General features: G+C 67.2%; 19 protein-coding genes. 11 read left to right on the plus strand and 8 right to left on the minus strand.

All coding sequences use genetic code 11. The features are described 5' to 3' along the window. Window positions 1-74 precede the first annotated feature (74 nt). On the plus strand, window positions 75-443 hold the full coding sequence (locus tag J7528_RS04070) for an RcnB family protein (protein ID WP_291871604.1): 369 nt from the start codon (window positions 75-77) through the stop codon (window positions 441-443). A gap of 143 nt (window positions 444-586) precedes the next feature. After that, a complete protein-coding gene (gene cobS, locus J7528_RS04075; protein WP_291871606.1) occupies window positions 587-1,597 on the plus strand; it encodes a cobaltochelatase subunit CobS in 1,011 nt (336 codons plus the stop codon). A 10-nt stretch (window positions 1,598-1,607) separates the two neighbouring features. Here cobS and J7528_RS04080 read toward each other — a convergent pair whose 3' ends face one another. Together J7528_RS04080 and J7528_RS04085 are read right to left on the minus strand one after the other, a co-directional pair. Further along, on the minus strand, window positions 1,608-1,934 hold the full coding sequence (locus tag J7528_RS04080; RefSeq protein ID WP_291871608.1) for a HigA family addiction module antitoxin: 327 nt from the start codon (window positions 1,932-1,934) through the stop codon (window positions 1,608-1,610). Then, window positions 1,909-2,022, minus strand: coding sequence for a type II toxin-antitoxin system RelE/ParE family toxin (locus tag J7528_RS04085; protein WP_291871610.1), 114 nt, complete (start codon window positions 2,020-2,022; stop codon window positions 1,909-1,911). Before J7528_RS04085 ends, J7528_RS04080 begins: the two co-directional genes overlap by 26 nt. A gap of 198 nt (window positions 2,023-2,220) precedes the next feature. Here J7528_RS04085 and J7528_RS04090 point away from each other — a divergent pair, with 198 nt between their 5' ends. From J7528_RS04090 to J7528_RS04100, 3 genes are all read left to right on the plus strand, one after another. After that, entirely contained in the window at window positions 2,221-2,466 is a 246-nt protein-coding gene (locus J7528_RS04090) for a DUF2188 domain-containing protein (RefSeq protein WP_291871612.1), read from the plus strand. A gap of 74 nt (window positions 2,467-2,540) precedes the next feature. Beyond that, a complete protein-coding gene (locus J7528_RS04095) occupies window positions 2,541-3,104 on the plus strand; it encodes a polymer-forming cytoskeletal protein (RefSeq protein ID WP_291871614.1) in 564 nt (187 codons plus the stop codon). 147 nt (window positions 3,105-3,251) lie between these two features. Continuing rightward, window positions 3,252-3,557, plus strand: coding sequence for a hypothetical protein (locus J7528_RS04100; protein WP_291871616.1), 306 nt, complete (start codon window positions 3,252-3,254; stop codon window positions 3,555-3,557). 204 nt (window positions 3,558-3,761) lie between these two features. Here the strand turns inward: J7528_RS04100 and J7528_RS04105 are convergent, their stop codons facing one another. Both J7528_RS04105 and J7528_RS04110 read right to left on the minus strand, forming a co-directional pair. Beyond that, entirely contained in the window at window positions 3,762-3,989 is a 228-nt protein-coding gene (locus tag J7528_RS04105) for a hypothetical protein (RefSeq protein ID WP_291871618.1), read from the minus strand. Between the two features lie 182 nt (window positions 3,990-4,171). Beyond that, the gene (locus tag J7528_RS04110) at window positions 4,172-4,552 is read right to left on the minus strand and encodes a hypothetical protein (RefSeq protein WP_291871620.1); all 381 of its coding nucleotides are present in this window, start codon (window positions 4,550-4,552) and stop codon (window positions 4,172-4,174) included. A gap of 204 nt (window positions 4,553-4,756) precedes the next feature. Between J7528_RS04110 and J7528_RS04115 the strand changes: the two genes are divergently transcribed. Then, the gene (locus J7528_RS04115; RefSeq protein ID WP_291871622.1) at window positions 4,757-5,230 is read left to right on the plus strand and encodes a chemotaxis protein CheW; all 474 of its coding nucleotides are present in this window, start codon (window positions 4,757-4,759) and stop codon (window positions 5,228-5,230) included. Here J7528_RS04115 and J7528_RS04120 read toward each other — a convergent pair. Beyond that, window positions 5,227-6,129: a LysR substrate-binding domain-containing protein gene (locus J7528_RS04120; RefSeq protein WP_291871624.1), complete on the minus strand. Its 903-nt coding sequence runs from the start codon at window positions 6,127-6,129 to the stop codon at window positions 5,227-5,229. The two genes, J7528_RS04115 and J7528_RS04120, sit on opposite strands and share 4 nt — an antisense overlap. Window positions 6,130-6,245: 116 nt before the next feature. On the opposite strand from J7528_RS04120, the gene J7528_RS04125 reads away from it, so the two are divergent. From J7528_RS04125 to J7528_RS04140, 4 genes are all read left to right on the plus strand, one after another. After that, window positions 6,246-7,043 (plus strand): type 1 glutamine amidotransferase domain-containing protein, encoded by a 798-nt coding sequence (locus tag J7528_RS04125; protein ID WP_291871626.1) that lies wholly within the window; start codon window positions 6,246-6,248, stop codon window positions 7,041-7,043. Between the two features lie 62 nt (window positions 7,044-7,105). Then, complete coding sequence (locus J7528_RS04130; RefSeq protein ID WP_291871628.1) at window positions 7,106-7,405, plus strand: putative quinol monooxygenase; 300 nt, start codon at window positions 7,106-7,108, stop codon at window positions 7,403-7,405. 75 nt (window positions 7,406-7,480) lie between these two features. Further along, a complete protein-coding gene (locus J7528_RS04135) occupies window positions 7,481-8,584 on the plus strand; it encodes a Zn-dependent alcohol dehydrogenase (protein WP_291871630.1) in 1,104 nt (367 codons plus the stop codon). 178 nt (window positions 8,585-8,762) lie between these two features. Beyond that, window positions 8,763-10,034 (plus strand): M20/M25/M40 family metallo-hydrolase, encoded by a 1,272-nt coding sequence (locus J7528_RS04140; protein WP_291871632.1) that lies wholly within the window; start codon window positions 8,763-8,765, stop codon window positions 10,032-10,034. Window positions 10,035-10,152: 118 nt separating this feature from the next. Here the strand turns inward: J7528_RS04140 and J7528_RS04145 are convergent, their stop codons facing one another. Then, window positions 10,153-11,037 (minus strand): DMT family transporter, encoded by an 885-nt coding sequence (locus J7528_RS04145; RefSeq protein WP_291871859.1) that lies wholly within the window; start codon window positions 11,035-11,037, stop codon window positions 10,153-10,155. A gap of 298 nt (window positions 11,038-11,335) precedes the next feature. Between J7528_RS04145 and J7528_RS04150 the strand changes: the two genes are divergently transcribed. Continuing rightward, complete coding sequence (locus J7528_RS04150; protein WP_291871634.1) at window positions 11,336-12,859, plus strand: ATP-binding protein; 1,524 nt, start codon at window positions 11,336-11,338, stop codon at window positions 12,857-12,859. Window positions 12,860-12,863: 4 nt separating this feature from the next. Here the strand turns inward: J7528_RS04150 and J7528_RS04155 are convergent, their stop codons facing one another. Both J7528_RS04155 and J7528_RS04160 read right to left on the minus strand, forming a co-directional pair. Further along, complete coding sequence (locus J7528_RS04155) at window positions 12,864-14,069, minus strand: methyltransferase domain-containing protein (RefSeq protein WP_291871636.1); 1,206 nt, start codon at window positions 14,067-14,069, stop codon at window positions 12,864-12,866. A 28-nt stretch (window positions 14,070-14,097) separates the two neighbouring features. Further along, window positions 14,098-15,471 (minus strand): peptidoglycan DD-metalloendopeptidase family protein, encoded by a 1,374-nt coding sequence (locus J7528_RS04160; protein ID WP_291871638.1) that lies wholly within the window; start codon window positions 15,469-15,471, stop codon window positions 14,098-14,100. Window positions 15,472-15,598: the final 127 nt, after the last annotated feature.

A 15,598-nucleotide genomic window follows, 5' to 3' on the forward strand; every position in this document is an offset into this window, starting at 1 on the left:
AAGCTGACCAAGGCCGTTCAGGTTCCGACCATGTTGGACCTCGTAGGTTCGACTTCTCAACAAGGAGACCCGACATGAAACGCCTGATCACTGCTTCCCTCGCTGTTCTGATGCTGGCTGGTACGGCCGGCGCCGCCTCGGCCCAGTACCGCGACCACAACAACAACGGCCGCTACGACCAACGCGACCGCGCCTATGAACAAGGCCGCCGCGACCAGGCCCGCGCCGAAGACCGTCGCGACCGTCGCGACTACCGCCGCTGGGCCAAGGGCCAACGCCTAGACCAGCGCTATCGCGACAACCGCTACTATGTCAGCGACTATCGTCGCTACGGCCTGCGCCAGCCGCCGCGCGGCTATCGTTGGCAGCGTGTGGACAACCAGTACCTGCTGACGGCGGTCGCCACCGGCCTGATCGCCTCGGTGATCATCGCCAACCACTAAAAAAATGGGTCTCTGGGGGCGTCGCGGTGCGGCGCCCCCTTCCCTCACCCAGAGCGCGACGGGTCGCGCTCAGTGTTTGAATCCTGCCGTTTCAATTGGATTTCCAATTGAAACGTGGGGGGTCAAAGCGCTAATTCGGGACCATGCCCGAGTTCGCCGATAACAGCTCCGCCAACGATCCCCTGATCACCCTGGTCCCCGACAAGTGGGTGACGCTGCGCGACACGTTCGGCGTCGACAGCGACATGAAGGTCCCGTTCTTCTCGCACCGCGACGCGCACGTCCCCGAGATCGACACGGCCTACAAGTTCGATCCGCAGACGACGAAGGCCATCTGCGCGGGCTTCGCCAAGGACCGCCGCGTGATGGTCCAGGGCTATCACGGCACCGGCAAGTCGACCCACATCGAGCAGATCGCCGCGCGCCTGAACTGGCCGCTGGTCCGCGTGAACCTGGACAGCCACGTCTCGCGTATCGACCTGGTAGGCAAGGACGCCATCGTCCTGAAGGAAGGCAAGCAGGTCACCGAATTCCGCGAAGGCATTCTGCCCTGGGCCCTGCAGCGCCCGATCGCCCTGGTGTTCGACGAATATGACGCCGGCCGTCCGGACGTGATGTTCGTCATCCAGCGCGTGCTGGAAGCCGGCGGCAAGCTGACCCTGCTGGACCAGAACCGCGTCATCCGCGCCAATCCGTATTTCCGGCTGTTCTCGACGACCAACACCATCGGTCTGGGCGACACCACCGGCCTCTATCACGGCACCCAGCAGATCAACCAAGGCCAGATGGACCGCTGGTCGATCGTCACGACGCTGAACTATCTGGAGCACGACGTCGAAGCCGCCATCGTGCTGGCCAAGAACCCGTCGTACGACACCGCCGAGGGCAAGCGCACCCTGGCCGCCATGGTCCGCGTCGCCGACATGACCCGCAACGCCTTCATGAACGGCGACATCTCGACCGTCATGAGCCCGCGCACGGTCATCACCTGGGCCCAGAACGCCGAGATCTTCGATCACGACGTGGCCTTGGCCTTCCGCCTGACCTTCCTGAACAAGTGCGACGAACTCGAACGCCCCACGGTCGCCGAGTTCTTCCAGCGCGCGTTCGGCACGGACCTCCCGGAAAGCGCGGCGCGGGTGAAGGTGGCTTAGCGCCTGGAGGTCACGCCGCTCGCGGCGTGATCTTCTCTAGTTCAGCACCCATCTTCCGGCGCTGCTCCATCAGGTCGTAGTCCATCTGAAGGTGAAGCCAGAAACCTTCAGAGAGCCCCCAATAGCGCGCCAGGCGCAGGTCCGTGTCGGCCGTGACCGCGCGTTTGCCCAGAACAATCTCGTTGATCCGGCGCGGCGGCACGTTGATCGCCTTGGCCAAGGCGGTCTGGCTCATGCCGATCGGCTTGAGGAACTCTTCCAGCAGAATGTCGCCCGGCGTGGGATTGGGCAGCCAATCGGCCGGGTCGATCTCAATGGTAGTCGCAAATCTCGACATCTTGGGCGCCTTGGTCACACCAGCGGAAGCAGATGCGCCACTGGTCATTGATGCGGATGGAGTGCTGCCCGGCGCGGTTGCCCTGCAACGCCCCTTATAACGCATAACGTTATACGGATCAAACATTCACCACCTTCGCTTGATCACGTTTAAATTACTTAACCATAGAGTGCATTTTTGGCAATGCAAACCCATAGCGACGCCGCGGTCATTTCCGACAAGACCGCGTCATCGGAACCGCGTTAACTGGCGGTCGTTCGATCCTGACATTTTTCGGAGACGCCCCATGACCGACATCACCTACAACATCGTCGAGCACGACGGCGGCTGGGCCTACAAGGTCGGCGACACCTTCTCCGAGACCTTCCCGTCGCACGATGCGGCGCTGAAGGCGGCCAAGACGGCGGCGGCTGAACAGCGCCAGCCCGGCGAGACCGAGGGCATCGTCTATGAGGACAAGAACGCCGTCTGGCACGGCGAGGTCTCGTCCGGCGACGACCGCCCGACGACCCACGTCCGGGACTCCGAATAGCGCGGTTCGGAAATTGGCCCTGATCTTGCGGCACGAAGCTTCCTGAAGCCCATTTTGAGACAAGGTCGCCGCCGATGTTCGCCAAGAAGAAAGAAGCCCCCGCGTCGCTGGCCCTGACTCCGCTGGAACAACCGCGCCCGGCAGCGCCGGCGGCGCAGGTCCAGCCGCAGCAGGCCGCCCCCGCGCGTCCCAAGCCCGCCTCGCTGTTCTCGCAAGGCCTGACCGTGCGCGGCGACATCGTCGGCGACGTCGAGGTGCACGTCGACTGCGCGGTGCTGGGCGACGTGAAGGTGGGCAAGCTGGTGGTCGGTCCGAACGCGCGCATCGAAGGTTCGGTCGTGGCCCAGGCCATCGAGGTCCACGGCCTGGTCATCGGCTCGGTCACAGCCCAGGCCGTGCGCCTGTACGGCACCGCCCGCGTCGACGGCGACATCACCCATGAGCAGCTGGCCATGGAGACCGGCGCCGAGTTCCAGGGCCGCAGCCTGAAGTTCCGCCGCCCGGCTCCGCCGCAACCGCAGGCCCAACCGCAGCAGCACGCGCCGCAAGCTCACGCGCCCCAGCCGCAACCGGCCCCGCAAGCCGCGCCGGCGACGCCGTCGGCCTCGCAAAGCCCCTACAGCCACACCTCGCACTGACGCGTTTTGAGGCGCCGCGCCGCTCATTGTGGCGCGGCGGCCACGCTGCCGAGGGTTCGGGAAAACCGGCGGAACGCTCACGCTAAGCCGGGCTTTGTTATGGTGTGGGTTGGCGTCAGCCGACCCGGATCCAAGGAGCCCAAATCCATGGCCGGCAAGCCGTTGAAGATCGTGTCGCCCGTCCCGGGCGTGGCCGAGGTCTACGACCTGGGGCGTGGCCCCGAGTCCACCGCCCAACGCGTCAAACGCCTTCAGGACGAGGCCCGCATGCTGGCCCGCGAAGAGGTCGAGCGCCTGGATCGCGACCTTCGCAAGCTGGCCGACCAGGCCAAGACGATCGCCGACGGCGGCGACGCCTATCCGGCCGGCATCCGCGAACTGGCGGGCCGCATCGGGGTGGACACCGCCCAGCGGGCGGAGATCCTGCGGGCGCTGCTGGAGCGGCTGCACTAAGGCGCAGTACCCATCCCACCCAAATTGCCTTCCTAGGCCTTGTGCCTAGGACCCATGGATCGACTTGGCTGAGATTGCCCGTGAGCACGCCGTCAGCGTGGGCGCACACCCTGCCGAGCCGTAGCAGCTGAACGATGGGTCCTAGGCACAAGGCCTAGGAAGGCAGGATCTTTTGAGCTGTGGGCGCAGCGTCCCAAAACGACCCTACGCCCCCGCATTCGCCATCTTCCTCAGTCGCCGCGCCAGGTCTTCCGGCCGGTCGGCGATCTGGTCGAACAGGGCCTGGACCTCGGCCTCGCCGAAGCCCGCCGCGCGCAGGGTGCGCCAGGCGCCCGCCAGCACGGCCTCGGCGATGTCCAGGCGGTCGTCGGCCAGGGCGAGGCCCGCGCCAAACGGGCTCTGCGAAACAGCGTAATCAGCGGCGAGCGACATGACGGCCTCCATCGGTCGGCAGTAATGTTCCTTTTTTGTTCGCATTCCGCAAGAGAGTCGAGTCCCCATTTCAGGACACGAAAAACCCCGAGGTCCGGAGACCTCGGGGCTCGCGCGGTCGGGGCGGACCTACGCGGTATCAGGCGGTCGGCTCACAACGCCCGCCCAATTGTCAGAAGGGCTTAGCGGCAGACGGTCCGCTCGCGGTAGACGCCCTCGTAACGATCGTAGTCGCGCGTGGTCCAGCACTCGCGGTCGCCATAGTACGGACGAGGGGCGTAGCCGTAGCCATAGCCGTAACGCGGCGGGGGCGGCGGGGCGTAGGCGCGGCGGCCGTAATAGCGATCGTCGTAGTAGCGGTCGCCTCGGTTGCCGTCCGAGATGGCGGCGCCGACGGCCAGGCCGACAATGCCGGCGGCGACGGCCACGGCGGCGGTGTCGTTGCCGTGACCACGGTGATGACGATAGCGCGGATCGGCCGAGGCGGTCGTCGCCACGACCAGCGACAGGGCGGCCGCGCCGGCGGCGACCTTGCCGATCGTGCTGAACAGGTTGCGGGCCATGGAGCCCTCCTTGGGTTTCGCTTCCCGGCGCCCTTCGCGTCGTCCAGCGTCGAAGATGACGATCGGACTTCGTCCCTGAACGGCGCCTGAACGGAGCATTCAACGGACCTATTCAACGATCGGCGGAACCGGTTTGTTCACCTTTTTGCGCCAGGGTGGTGTCGAACGGGGGTTCCAAGCGACCTCCGCGCTACGGAGATCGCCATGTCCAGCACCGTGTCGTACGCCCAAGGCCAGGCCCTGCAGGTCCTGTCGTTCGAGGTTGGCGCCCAGACCTATTGCGTGCCCGTCAGCGCCGTCCGCGAGATCCGCGGCGTCACCCCGCCAACCCCTCTGCCCGAGGCGCCGCCCTATGTGCGCGGCGTCATCAACCTGCGTGGCCAGGTCATGCCGGTCATCGACCTGTCGTGGCGCCTGGGCAAGGGCGCGGCGCAGGACGGCGCCCGCCAGGTGATCATCGTGGTCGAGAACCAGAACGACGTCGCCGGCCTGCTGGTCGACGCGGTCTGCGACAGCTTCACCGTCGAGGCCGAACACATCAACGCCCCGCCGCCCCTGGGCGATGGCGAGGACTCGCCGCTGGTCTCGGCCGTGATCACCTCGGGTGAGGGCGACATGACGGTCCTGCTGGCCGTCAGCCGTATCCTGCCCGAGCGCCAGATCCAGCTCGCGGCCTAAACCGCCACTTCTCCTGCCACCTCGGCGATCAGCGCCCGCAGCCAGCGGTGCGCGGGATCCTGCCGATAACGCACGTGCCAGCCCATCTGCACCGGGAAGGTCCCCAGATCGACGGGGGCCGGCAGCACCTTGAGCCGTGGATCGCGCGTCAGATGGCGGCAGATCAGGTTCGGCAAGGTCGCGCAGTAGTCCGTGGCCGCCACCATCTCCGGCACCGCCAGGAAGTGGGTGACCGACACGGCCACCTCACGCCTTAGGCCCCGCTGATCCAGCGCCTGGAACAGGCCCGTCCGCATTCGCCCCGGCGGCAGCACGTTGACGTGTTTCAGCCGCTCGTACTGCTCGCGCGAGAGCGTGTCGCCGATCTCCGGATGATCGGCGCGCACCACGCAGGACAGGCCCTCGTCCATCAGGTGCTGCACGACCAGATTGTCCGGCGGATCGACGATGCGCCCCAGCACCATCGCCGTGTCGCCTGACATCACCCCCGTCTCGGTCAGGTCATTGCCGAACGGCATGAGCCGCAGCTTGATGCCCGGCGCCCGCTCGCGCAGCCGCGTGACGATCGCCGGGGCCAGCACGAACTCGACATAGCTGTTGGGCGCGATGGTGAAGAGGCGCACGGCCTCCCCCGGATCGAAGTCCTGCTGCCCCAGGATGGCGTCGTCCAGCCGGGCCAGGGCCGCGGCGATCACCGGGGCCAGCTCCTCGGCCATCTGGGTGGGCCGCACGCCGTAGCGCTCGCGGATGAACAGTGGGTCGCGCATCGTCGTGCGCAGCCGCGCGAGGGCGTTCGACAGGGCCGGCTGGGTGATGCCCAGGCGCTGGGCCGCGCGCGTGACGCTGCGCTCTTCCATCAGGGCCACGAAGATCGGCAGCAGGTTCAGGTCGTATCGCATCAGATATCAGCCTGATGGATATCCAAGATCACATCAATAAAGTTCTGGAATACTTGCGTCCGGCGCATGTTTGGTCTGTCCCGAGGGGACGCCAACAACCGGCTCAGGAGGCCAACATGTCCAAGGGTAAGGTTCTCATCATCGGCTCGAACGCTACGCAGATCGAGGTGCGCGGCGGCCTGGGCGCCACCGGCCAATATCTGAACGAGACCGTCGTGCCGGCCATGGCGCTGGTCGAGGCCGGCTACGAGATCGTGCTGGCCACGCCTACGGGTGCGAAGCCCTACATCGATCCGGCCTCGGACGACGCCGGTCACTTCGACAACGACCAGGCCGCCTATGAGCGGGGCAAGGCCTTCTACGAGACCGATCCGGCCATGAACCAGCCGCGCACCCTGCGCTCGGTGATCGGCGAGGGTCTGGACAACTTCGTCGGCGTGTTCGTGCCCGGCGGCCAGGCTCCGGGGGTCGACCTGATGCAGGACGCCGAGACCGGCGTGATCCTGCGCCACTTCCACGACCGTGGTCAGCCGACGGCCCTGCTGTGCCACGGCCCGATCGCCATCGCCTCGGCCATCGATGACGCCGCCGGCTTCCGCGCCGCCCTGATCGCCGGCGACACCGCCAGGGCCGCGCAGCTGGCCAAGGGCTGGCCCTATGCCGGCTACAACATGACCATCTTCTCCAACAGCGAAGAGAAGGTCGTCGAGGAGCACATCCTGCACGACAAGCTGTTCTTCAACGTCGCCGACGCGCTTGAAATCGCCGGCGGCAAGGTGAGCACCAACCCGGTGAACTTCGAGCCGAACGTGATCGAGGACCGCGAGCTGATCACCGGCCAGAACCCGCGCTCGGACCACCCGCTGGCCGCGACGCTGGTCGCCGCGCTCGACCGGTCGCTGAAGGCGGCCTAATCCCTGACGGCCTGGGCGGTCGGTACACCGGCCGCCCGGTCTCTGAACGAGGAACTCCTACGATGTCGAACACCGTGAAGATCGTGGCCATCCTGACCGCCCGCCCGGGCAAGGCGCAAGCGCTGTGGACCCTGCTGTCCGGCATGGTCGCCCCCAGCCGCGCCGAGCCGGGCAACCTGCGCTGGGACATCTGGCGCGACCAAGCCGACGCGACGCGCTTCGTGCTGGACGAGCTCTATGTCGACAACGCCGCCGTGGCCGCCCACCGCCAGACGCTGCATTTCCAGGACTATTTCGCGCGCATCAACGACCTGGCAGAGCGGACCGCCTTGGTCGCCGATCCCGTCGAGGTCGCCGACTAAACATTTGTTCGAATTTCCTCTTCCGCTCGCCCCTCGGCGAACGCTAGTCTCCCGGCAAGTCAAAGGGAGAGACGCATGAAGGCCGCTGTTCTGCGCGAGGTGGGCAAGCCCCTCGAGATCGAGACCGTGGCCATCGGCAAGCCCGGCCCGCGCGAGGTGCTGATCCGCACCAAGGCGGCCGGCGTCTGCCACTCCGACCTGCACTTCATCGAGGGCTCCTACAACCACCCCCTGCCCGCCGTGCTGGGCCACGAGAGCGCCGGCATCGTCGAGGCGGTTGGCGACGAGGTGCGGACCGTGAAGGTCGGCGACCACGTGATCACCTGCCTCAACCCCTATTGCGGCCACTGCGAGGTCTGCCTGACCGGGCACATGAACCTGTGCATCAGCCCCGAGACCAAGCGACCCAAGGACGCCGAGCCCCGGCTGTTCAAGGAAGACCTGGGCGGCGGCGGCAACGGCAAGATGGCCCAGTTCCTGAACCTGTCGTCCTTCGCCGAGTACATGCTGGTGCACGAGCACGCCTGCGTCGCCATCCGCAAGGACATGCCGTTCGACCGCGCCGCCCTGATCGGCTGCTCGGTGATGACGGGGGTCGGCGCGGTGATGCACACCTCCAACGTCCGGCCGGGCGAGACCGTGGCCGTGATCGGCTGCGGCGGCGTGGGCCTGGCCACCATCAACGGCGCGGCCATCGCTGGGGCCGGACGGATCATCGCCATCGACCGCGTGGCCTCCAAGCTGGAGCTGGCCAAGCAGTTCGGCGCCACCGACGTCATCGACGGCTCGGCGGTCGACGATATCGCCAAGGCCGTGGTCGAGCTGACCGGCGGCGGCGTGCACCACAGCTTCGAGGCCATCGGCCTGAAGGCCACCGCCGAGGCTTCCTTCAAGATGCTGCGCCGGGGCGGCACGGCCAACGTGATCGGCATGATCCCGGTCGGCACCAAGATCGAGCTGCACGGCGTCGATTTCCTGGGCGAGCGCCGCATCCAGGGCAGCTATATGGGCTCCAACCGCTTCCCGGTCGACATGCCGCGGCTGGTGGATTTCTACATGCAAGGCCGGCTGAAGCTGGACGAACTGATCTCGCGCCGGATCAAGCTGGAGGACGTCAACTCGGCGTTCGACGAGCTGAAGCGCGGGGAGCTGGCGCGATCGGTGATCGTGTTTGACTAACACTCCCTAACCCGTCTCCCCGGCGAAAGCCGGGGCCCAGATCGAACACATGAGCGCTTCGGAAGCGGACAGAGCGTTAGGCGCGAACACCCAAACCTCTCCGGATGAATCTGGGCCCCGGCTTTCGCCGGGGAAATCGGATAGGGGTTGAGTCTTGGATTGTTTAGGACGCCACCGCATGCTCCGCCCCTCCCTGCTCGCGCTCGCCGTCGCCCTGGTCGCCCTGCCCGCCTCGGCCGCGGCAGACCCCGCCAAGCTGGTCGCCTCGCCGGCGTTCAAGAAGGCCGTGGCCAAGCTGGACGCCGACTACGACCGCACGGTCGCCGACATCGTCACCCTGACCGAGATCCCGGCCCCGCCGTTCAAGGAAGAGGCGCGCGCCAAGGCCTATCTGGAGATGCTGAAGGCCCACGGCCTGACCAATGTCGAGATGGACGCCGAGGGCAATGTCATGGGCGTGCGCCCTGGCACGGCGACCAAGGGCAAGGGCCCGTTCGTGGTCATCGCCGCCCACCTGGACACCGTCTTCCCCGAAGGCACGGACGTGAAGGTCAAGCGCGAGGGCACGAAGCTGATGGCCCCCGGCATTGGCGACGACACCCGGTCCCTGGCTACCCTGCTGGCCTATCTGCGCGCCCTGGACGCGGCGGGCGTCAAGACCAAGAGCGACATTCTGTTCGTCGGCAATGTCGGCGAGGAAGGCCCCGGCGACCTGCGCGGCACGCGGTTCCTGTTCAACAAGGGTCCGTACAAGGGTCGGATCAGCGCCTTCTTCTCGATGGACGGCTCGGACCCGTCGCGGATCGTCGACAAGGGCGTGGGCTCCAAGCGCTATCGCGTCACCTTCAAGGGTCCGGGCGGCCACAGCTACGGCGCGTTCGGCATCGTCAATCCGATGGCGGCGATGAGCCAGGCCGTGGTCGACCTCTACGCCGTACAGGCACCGAAGGCCCCGAAGGTGACCTATTCGGCCAGCGTCACGGGCGGCGGCACCTCAGTGAACTCGATCCCGAACGCGGTGTTCATGGAGTTCGACATGCGCTCGGAAAGCGCCGCCGAACTGGCCAAGCTGGACCAGACCTTCATCGGCATCCTGGACAAGGTCGTCGCCGGCGAGAACGCCGCGCGCGACACCCGCAACGGCAAGATCAGCTACGAGGCCAAGGTGATCGGCGAACGCCCGGCGGGGAACACGCCCCAGACGGCGGAGATCGTGAAGCTGACGGCGGGCGCGATCACCGCCCTGGGCTTCACGCCCCAGCACGAGGACAGCTCGACCGACAGCAACGTGCCGATGAGCCTCGGCATCCCCGCCGTCACCATCGGCGCCGGCGGCAAGGCCGGCCGCGCCCACGCCCTGGACGAATGGATCGACGTCGAGAAGGCCGACAGCGTGAAGGGGATGCAGGTTGGGCTGGCGGCGTTGTTGGCCGTCGCTGGCGTCAACTGACTCCCACACCGCTCATCCCCGCGAAAGCGGGGACCCAAGCCGAGTCCGAAGATTGGAGTTCGGCCGCGCCAAATCCTGAAGGGCCGCTTGGGTCCCCGCTTTCGCGGGGATGAGCGGTTTATTGGGGTTTGGCCTGGGGTTTGCGCGTCACCAGCCAGATCCCCGCGCACACCAGCGCCAGGGCGGCGGCGTTCTTCCAGGCCAGCACCGGCTCATGCAGGAACACCGCCGACAGCAGCACCCCGAACACCGGGATCAGGAAGTTGAACACCGCCAGCATGCCGACGGGGTTGTGCTTGATCAGCAGGCTCCACAGCGCGAAAGCGGCCGCCGACAGCGCCGCCATATAGGCCAGCAGGGTCAGCGACCGCGCGTCGAAGCCGCCCAGATGTCCGCCCGCGACCTCGCCGATCGCCAGCAAGGCCGCCCCGCCGATGGCCAGCTGCCAGCCCGTCATCACCATCGGGTCGATCGTCCGCGAGATGGCCTTGCCCCAGATCGAGCCCGCGGCCAGCACGGCGGCGGCGATGACCACGAAGCCTTCGCCCAGCAGGCTGAACTCAAAGTCCAGCCCCTTGCCGCCAAGGTTCACGGCCAGCACGCCGGCGAAGCCCAGCAGGCAGCCGGCGACCTTGCGCGGGGTCAGGCGGTCGTCCTCGAACAGGAAGTGGGCCAGGATCACGCCGAAGAACGCGCCGGTGGCGTTCATGATCGACGACTTCACGCCGGTGGCGTGGGCCAGGCCGACATAGAAGAACACGTACTGCACGGTGGTCTGAAACAGGCCCAGGCCGACGATCCGTCCGACCTGATCGCGCGGAATGGCGACGGGCTTGCGATTGACCAGCGCCAGGACCAGCAGGATCAGCCCCGCTGCCAGGAACCGCCAGCCGGCGAACAGCATCTGCGTCGCCGTGTCGGTCTTGGCCACATGCAGCAGGGCGTAGCCGGCCTTCACCGCCGGAAACGCGCTGCCCCACAGCAGGCAGCACAGCACGGCCATGCCGATGACGAAACGCTTGTCGCGATAGAGGTCGGCGGAGGAACTGGACAAGCAAGGCGTCTCGAAGGGCGGTCGAAGCGCCGCTTCTAGGGCGCAGGGCGGCGCGCTTCAATCACGACCACAGCCGGGCGTTCATGGAAATATTCGTTGAACGACTTTGAATAACATCGTTCTTCACGGAGACATTTCGCCGCAGGCTACAAGTCTTCTCAGGCAATCTTCCCAGGGTTGTCACGCTACTCAAGCGTCACTGATATCGATGTTCTAGCTTTCGATGTCAGCGAGGGACCTGGTCGCGATGACCCAGACGGCCGTCCACAAGACCCTGTCCGAGGACATCATCGCCTTCTTCGACGTCTCGCTGGACCTGCTGATCATCCGCGACATCGAGGGCCGCGTGCTCAAGGCCAGCGGCTCGTGGCTGACCAAGCTGGGTCACGACCCCAAGGAGATGGAAGGCCAGAAGCTGCTGCGCCTGGTCCATCCCGAGGACATGCCCGGCACGCTGAGCAGCGTCATCGAGGTCGAGAACCGCAAGGATGGCGATGCGGTCGTCGGCTACACCAACCGCTACCGGCACAAGGACGGCCACTACCTGACCTTCGAATGGCGGGCCCAGCGGCTGGGCGACCGCATCTATGGCGTGGCCCGCGACGTCACCGAACGGGTGGAGGCCGAGCGCGCCCTGGTCGAGGCCAAGGCCGCCGCCGAGGCCTCCAACCGCGCCAAGACCGACTTCCTGGCCAATATCAGCCACGAGATCCGCACGCCGCTGAACGGCGTGATCGGCATCGTCGACGCCCTGTCGCGCACGCCGCTCAACGCTGATCAGGCCGAGATGGTCGGGCTGATCCGCGACAGCGGCGCCACACTGGAGCGGCTGGTCTCGGACTTCCTGGATGTCGCCAAGATCGAGGCCGGCCAGCTGCGGCTGGAAGAGCGCGCGTTCTGCCTGGACCAGACCCTGCGCCCCGGCATCGAGGTCATGCGCCACCGCGCCGAGGAGAAGGGCCTGTCCTTCCAGGTCGAGGGCGAGGTGCGCGGCCGTTACCTGGGCGACGGCACGCGCATCGGCCAGGTGGTCGGCAACCTGCTGTCCAACGCCATCAAGTTCACGGAAGACGGCGGCGTCACCTTCCGCGTCGCCACGCAGGCAGCGGGCCTGACCCTGGAGGTCGAGGACACCGGCATCGGCTTCGACGCCGAGCACGCCGCGGGCCTGTTCGCCCGCTTCCACCAGGCCGACGCCTCGATCAGCCGCCGGTTCGGCGGCACGGGCCTGGGCCTGGCGATCTGCCATTCGCTGGTCGAGATGATGGGCGGACGGATCTCGGCGGTCTCGACGCCCGGCGCCGGCAGCCGCTTCACCGTCTTCCTGCCGCTGTTGCCGATCGATGCGACGCCGGAGGTGCGCGAGACGTCGACCGACGCCATCGAGCCTTCCGACGCCCCTCTGCGCGTGCTGCTGGTCGAGGATCACCCGACCAACCAGCGCGTCGCCCAGCTGATCCTGGCCACCCAGGGCGCGGAGGTGGTCACGGTGGGCGACGGGCTGGAGGCGATCGACGCCTTCAAGGCCGGGACCTTCGACGTCGTGCTGATGGACATGCAGATGCCGCGTATGGACGGCCTGGCCGCCACCCGCGCCATCCGCGCCCTGGAGCTGGAGGCCGGCGCGGCCCGCACCCCGATCATCATGCTCAGCGCCAACGCCCTGACCGTCCACCGGGAGCAGACACTGGCGGCGGGCGCGGACTTGCACGTGTCCAAGCCGATCACCGCCGCGAACCTGCTGGCGGGGATCCAGGCGGCGGTGGGCTAGCCCGCTAGCGCTGGAACATCATCAGACCCACACGCCACATCCGCTGGAAGTGTTCCTTGAGGAACGCCCGGCGTTCGGCCGGATCGTACCCGGCGAGAACCGGGTCCGCCTCCATTGCCGCGATCGTTCGCGAACCGTCGCACCAGGGGAAGACAAGCGTCTCGGCCTCGCTCACGGGGAAGCCCGCGGATCCCCGGATGATCAGCCGCTGGCCATCCTGCACACCGACCGACGCGTCGGGAAAAGCGCGGGGCCGATACGCCAGGTAGTCATCCCCCTCGAACGACACCCGATGCACACGGTCAGGATGGCGCAGAATGAACATGTGGCGCATCGCCGTGCCCAGAAGGGCCTCGACCGCCGCCCAGCGATCCTCGTCGGGCAGCGCCTCCAGCCTGGACGCGATGTCCGGCAGGTGGGCATAGGGCTCGTACCGGGCGTTCTCCATCCACGACTGGAACCCCAGGCCGACGCCTTTGACCCAGTCCATGATCTGCGACACGTCGTAGGCGCGGTCCTGAGGATGCAGGAACGTATCCACGATCCCCGCGTCATAGCTCAGGTCCGTCGCGCAGCTGCGGTACCACTGCACGGGATGGCCGGGCGGCAGCTTGTCGAGCAGCGCCCTTACGAAGGCCACGTCCTCGGGGGTCTGGGACACCCCCATGCGCCGAAGCGCGTCCTGCACCAGATAGACGCCGGCGCGGCCGATCGAGGCGTAGAGCATGATGAACATGGCGCCGTCGGGCGACAGCACCGACTTCAGGGCCGACAGCCCCGAGGCCGGATCGGCCATGTGGTGCAGCACGCCCGTCGAGACGATCAGGTCGAACGTCCCGCCGATCTTGCCGACGTCACGCAGGTCGCCTTGATAGAGCTCGAGATTTTTCAGGCCGAACGTTTCGCGCAGATAGCGCTGGTGCCCCAGGCTGGCGTCGGAGATGTCGATGCCGACAACCTGGGAATCCGGGTTCGAGTAGGCGATCACCGAGGCCTGGACGGTGCCGCAACCCGCCACCAGGATCCGCGGCGGCGTCGACCGCCCCTCGGGCCAGAACATCGGCCCGAAATACGCAGGGTCGCCGAAGTCGACGTGGCCGGCCTTCATCCTGACATCCAGGTCGGCGAAGGCCTCAGGATAGCTATAGGCCGTGTACTGCGCGGCGACGCGAGCGGTGACGTTGTCCATGCCGCCTGAATAGCCGATCACGCCTACCGCGCAACCGCTCTGGCTCGTCCTAGCGCAGCTTGACCTTGTCCAGGTCGGCCTGGGCCAGCTTCGGGGTGTCCTCGCCGCTGACCGCCTCGCCGCCGGCCGCCAGCATGCGGTCGATGCGCGACTTCTGCGACTTGAACGAGGCCAGTTCCGAGCCCGCCAGGATGGTGCCTTGCGGCACCTTGGCGCCGATCGGATTGACCCGCTCGCCCTTCAGCCAGACCTCGTAGTGCAGATGCGGACCGGTCGCCAGACCCGTCGAGCCGACATAGGCCACGACCTGGCCCTGGCGCACGCGCGTGCCGGCGCGGATGCCCGGCGCGTAACGCGAGATGTGGCCATAGCCGGTGTCCCACTGGCCCGAATGGCGGATGCGCAGCCAGTTGCCGTAGCCGCTCCAGCGGCGGGCCTCCAGCACGACGCCGTCGCCGGCGGCCAGGATCGGGGTGCCGGTGCCGGCCCCGAAGTCGACGCCCTTGTGGGCGCGGGTGTAGCCCAGCACCGGGTGCTTGCGGGTGCCGAACACCGAGGTGATCCGCGCGCCGTCCACCGGCGTGCGCAGCAGGAAGCCTTTGATGTTCTTGCCAAACTCGTCGAAGAACTGGCTCTTGCCGTCGCTGTCTTTCCGGTCGAAGGCGTAGAACTTCTGGCCCTTGACCTCGGCATATTCGAGATCGCCGGCCTCGATGGTGCGGCCGCTCTCGGTGACCTTGCGGTCGAACACCAGGCAGAAGCGGTCGCCTTCCTTGATGTCGCGCGAGAAGTCGATCTTGTGCGAGAACAGCTTGGCCGCCTGGCTGATGATGGCCGGCGTGCCGCCGACATTGGCCACGCTCTCGTAGAACGAGCCGTTCATCTCGCCGCACGCCACCTTCTGCTCGTCGCGGACCTTTTCCTCCAGCTCGCGCAGGCGCATGGCGCCGTCGAAGGTGCGCGAGACGGTCAGGGTCGAGGACGGGCTGGCCCGCATGGACAGGCCGATCAGGCGGGCCGGGCCACGCTGGCCGCGACGCTGGGCGATGGCGGCCTCGAAGGCCATGCCGGCCTTGATGTTCACGGTGTCGATCGCGCCTTGCAGGGTGGCGACCACGGCCTGGGCGTCTTCCGGGGCGACGCCGGCGCGCTGCACGGCGCCTTGCAAGGTCTCACCCGGACGAACCTTGACGGCGACGTTCTCGGGACGCTCGAAGCCGGGCTGAGCCTCGGCGCTGGCGAAGGCGACGTGTTGCAGGGCGACCAGGGCGGCGGGATCCAGCGCGGCCTTCTCCGCGCCCGGAGTCTTGGCGTCATCGGCGGTCAGCTTCCAGCCCAGGCTCAAGGCGGCAAGGCCGGCCACGGCGGTGAAAACCCTCGGCGCCCAGCGCGTTGCGCTGCGTCGCGGATCAAATTCCTGCATCGTGCCCCCGTCGGTTCGATGCCGCGCAAGTCAAAATGACACGGCCGAGAAGCCCCCCAGCAACTGTCGGGCCGGAACATGCTCAGGCGCGCCCTCGGCGGCAAGAACTATTCGGCGCTTCGGTCGA

This window comes from Caulobacter sp. (assembly GCF_017744445.1).
GTDB lineage: Bacteria > Pseudomonadota > Alphaproteobacteria > Caulobacterales > Caulobacteraceae > Caulobacter.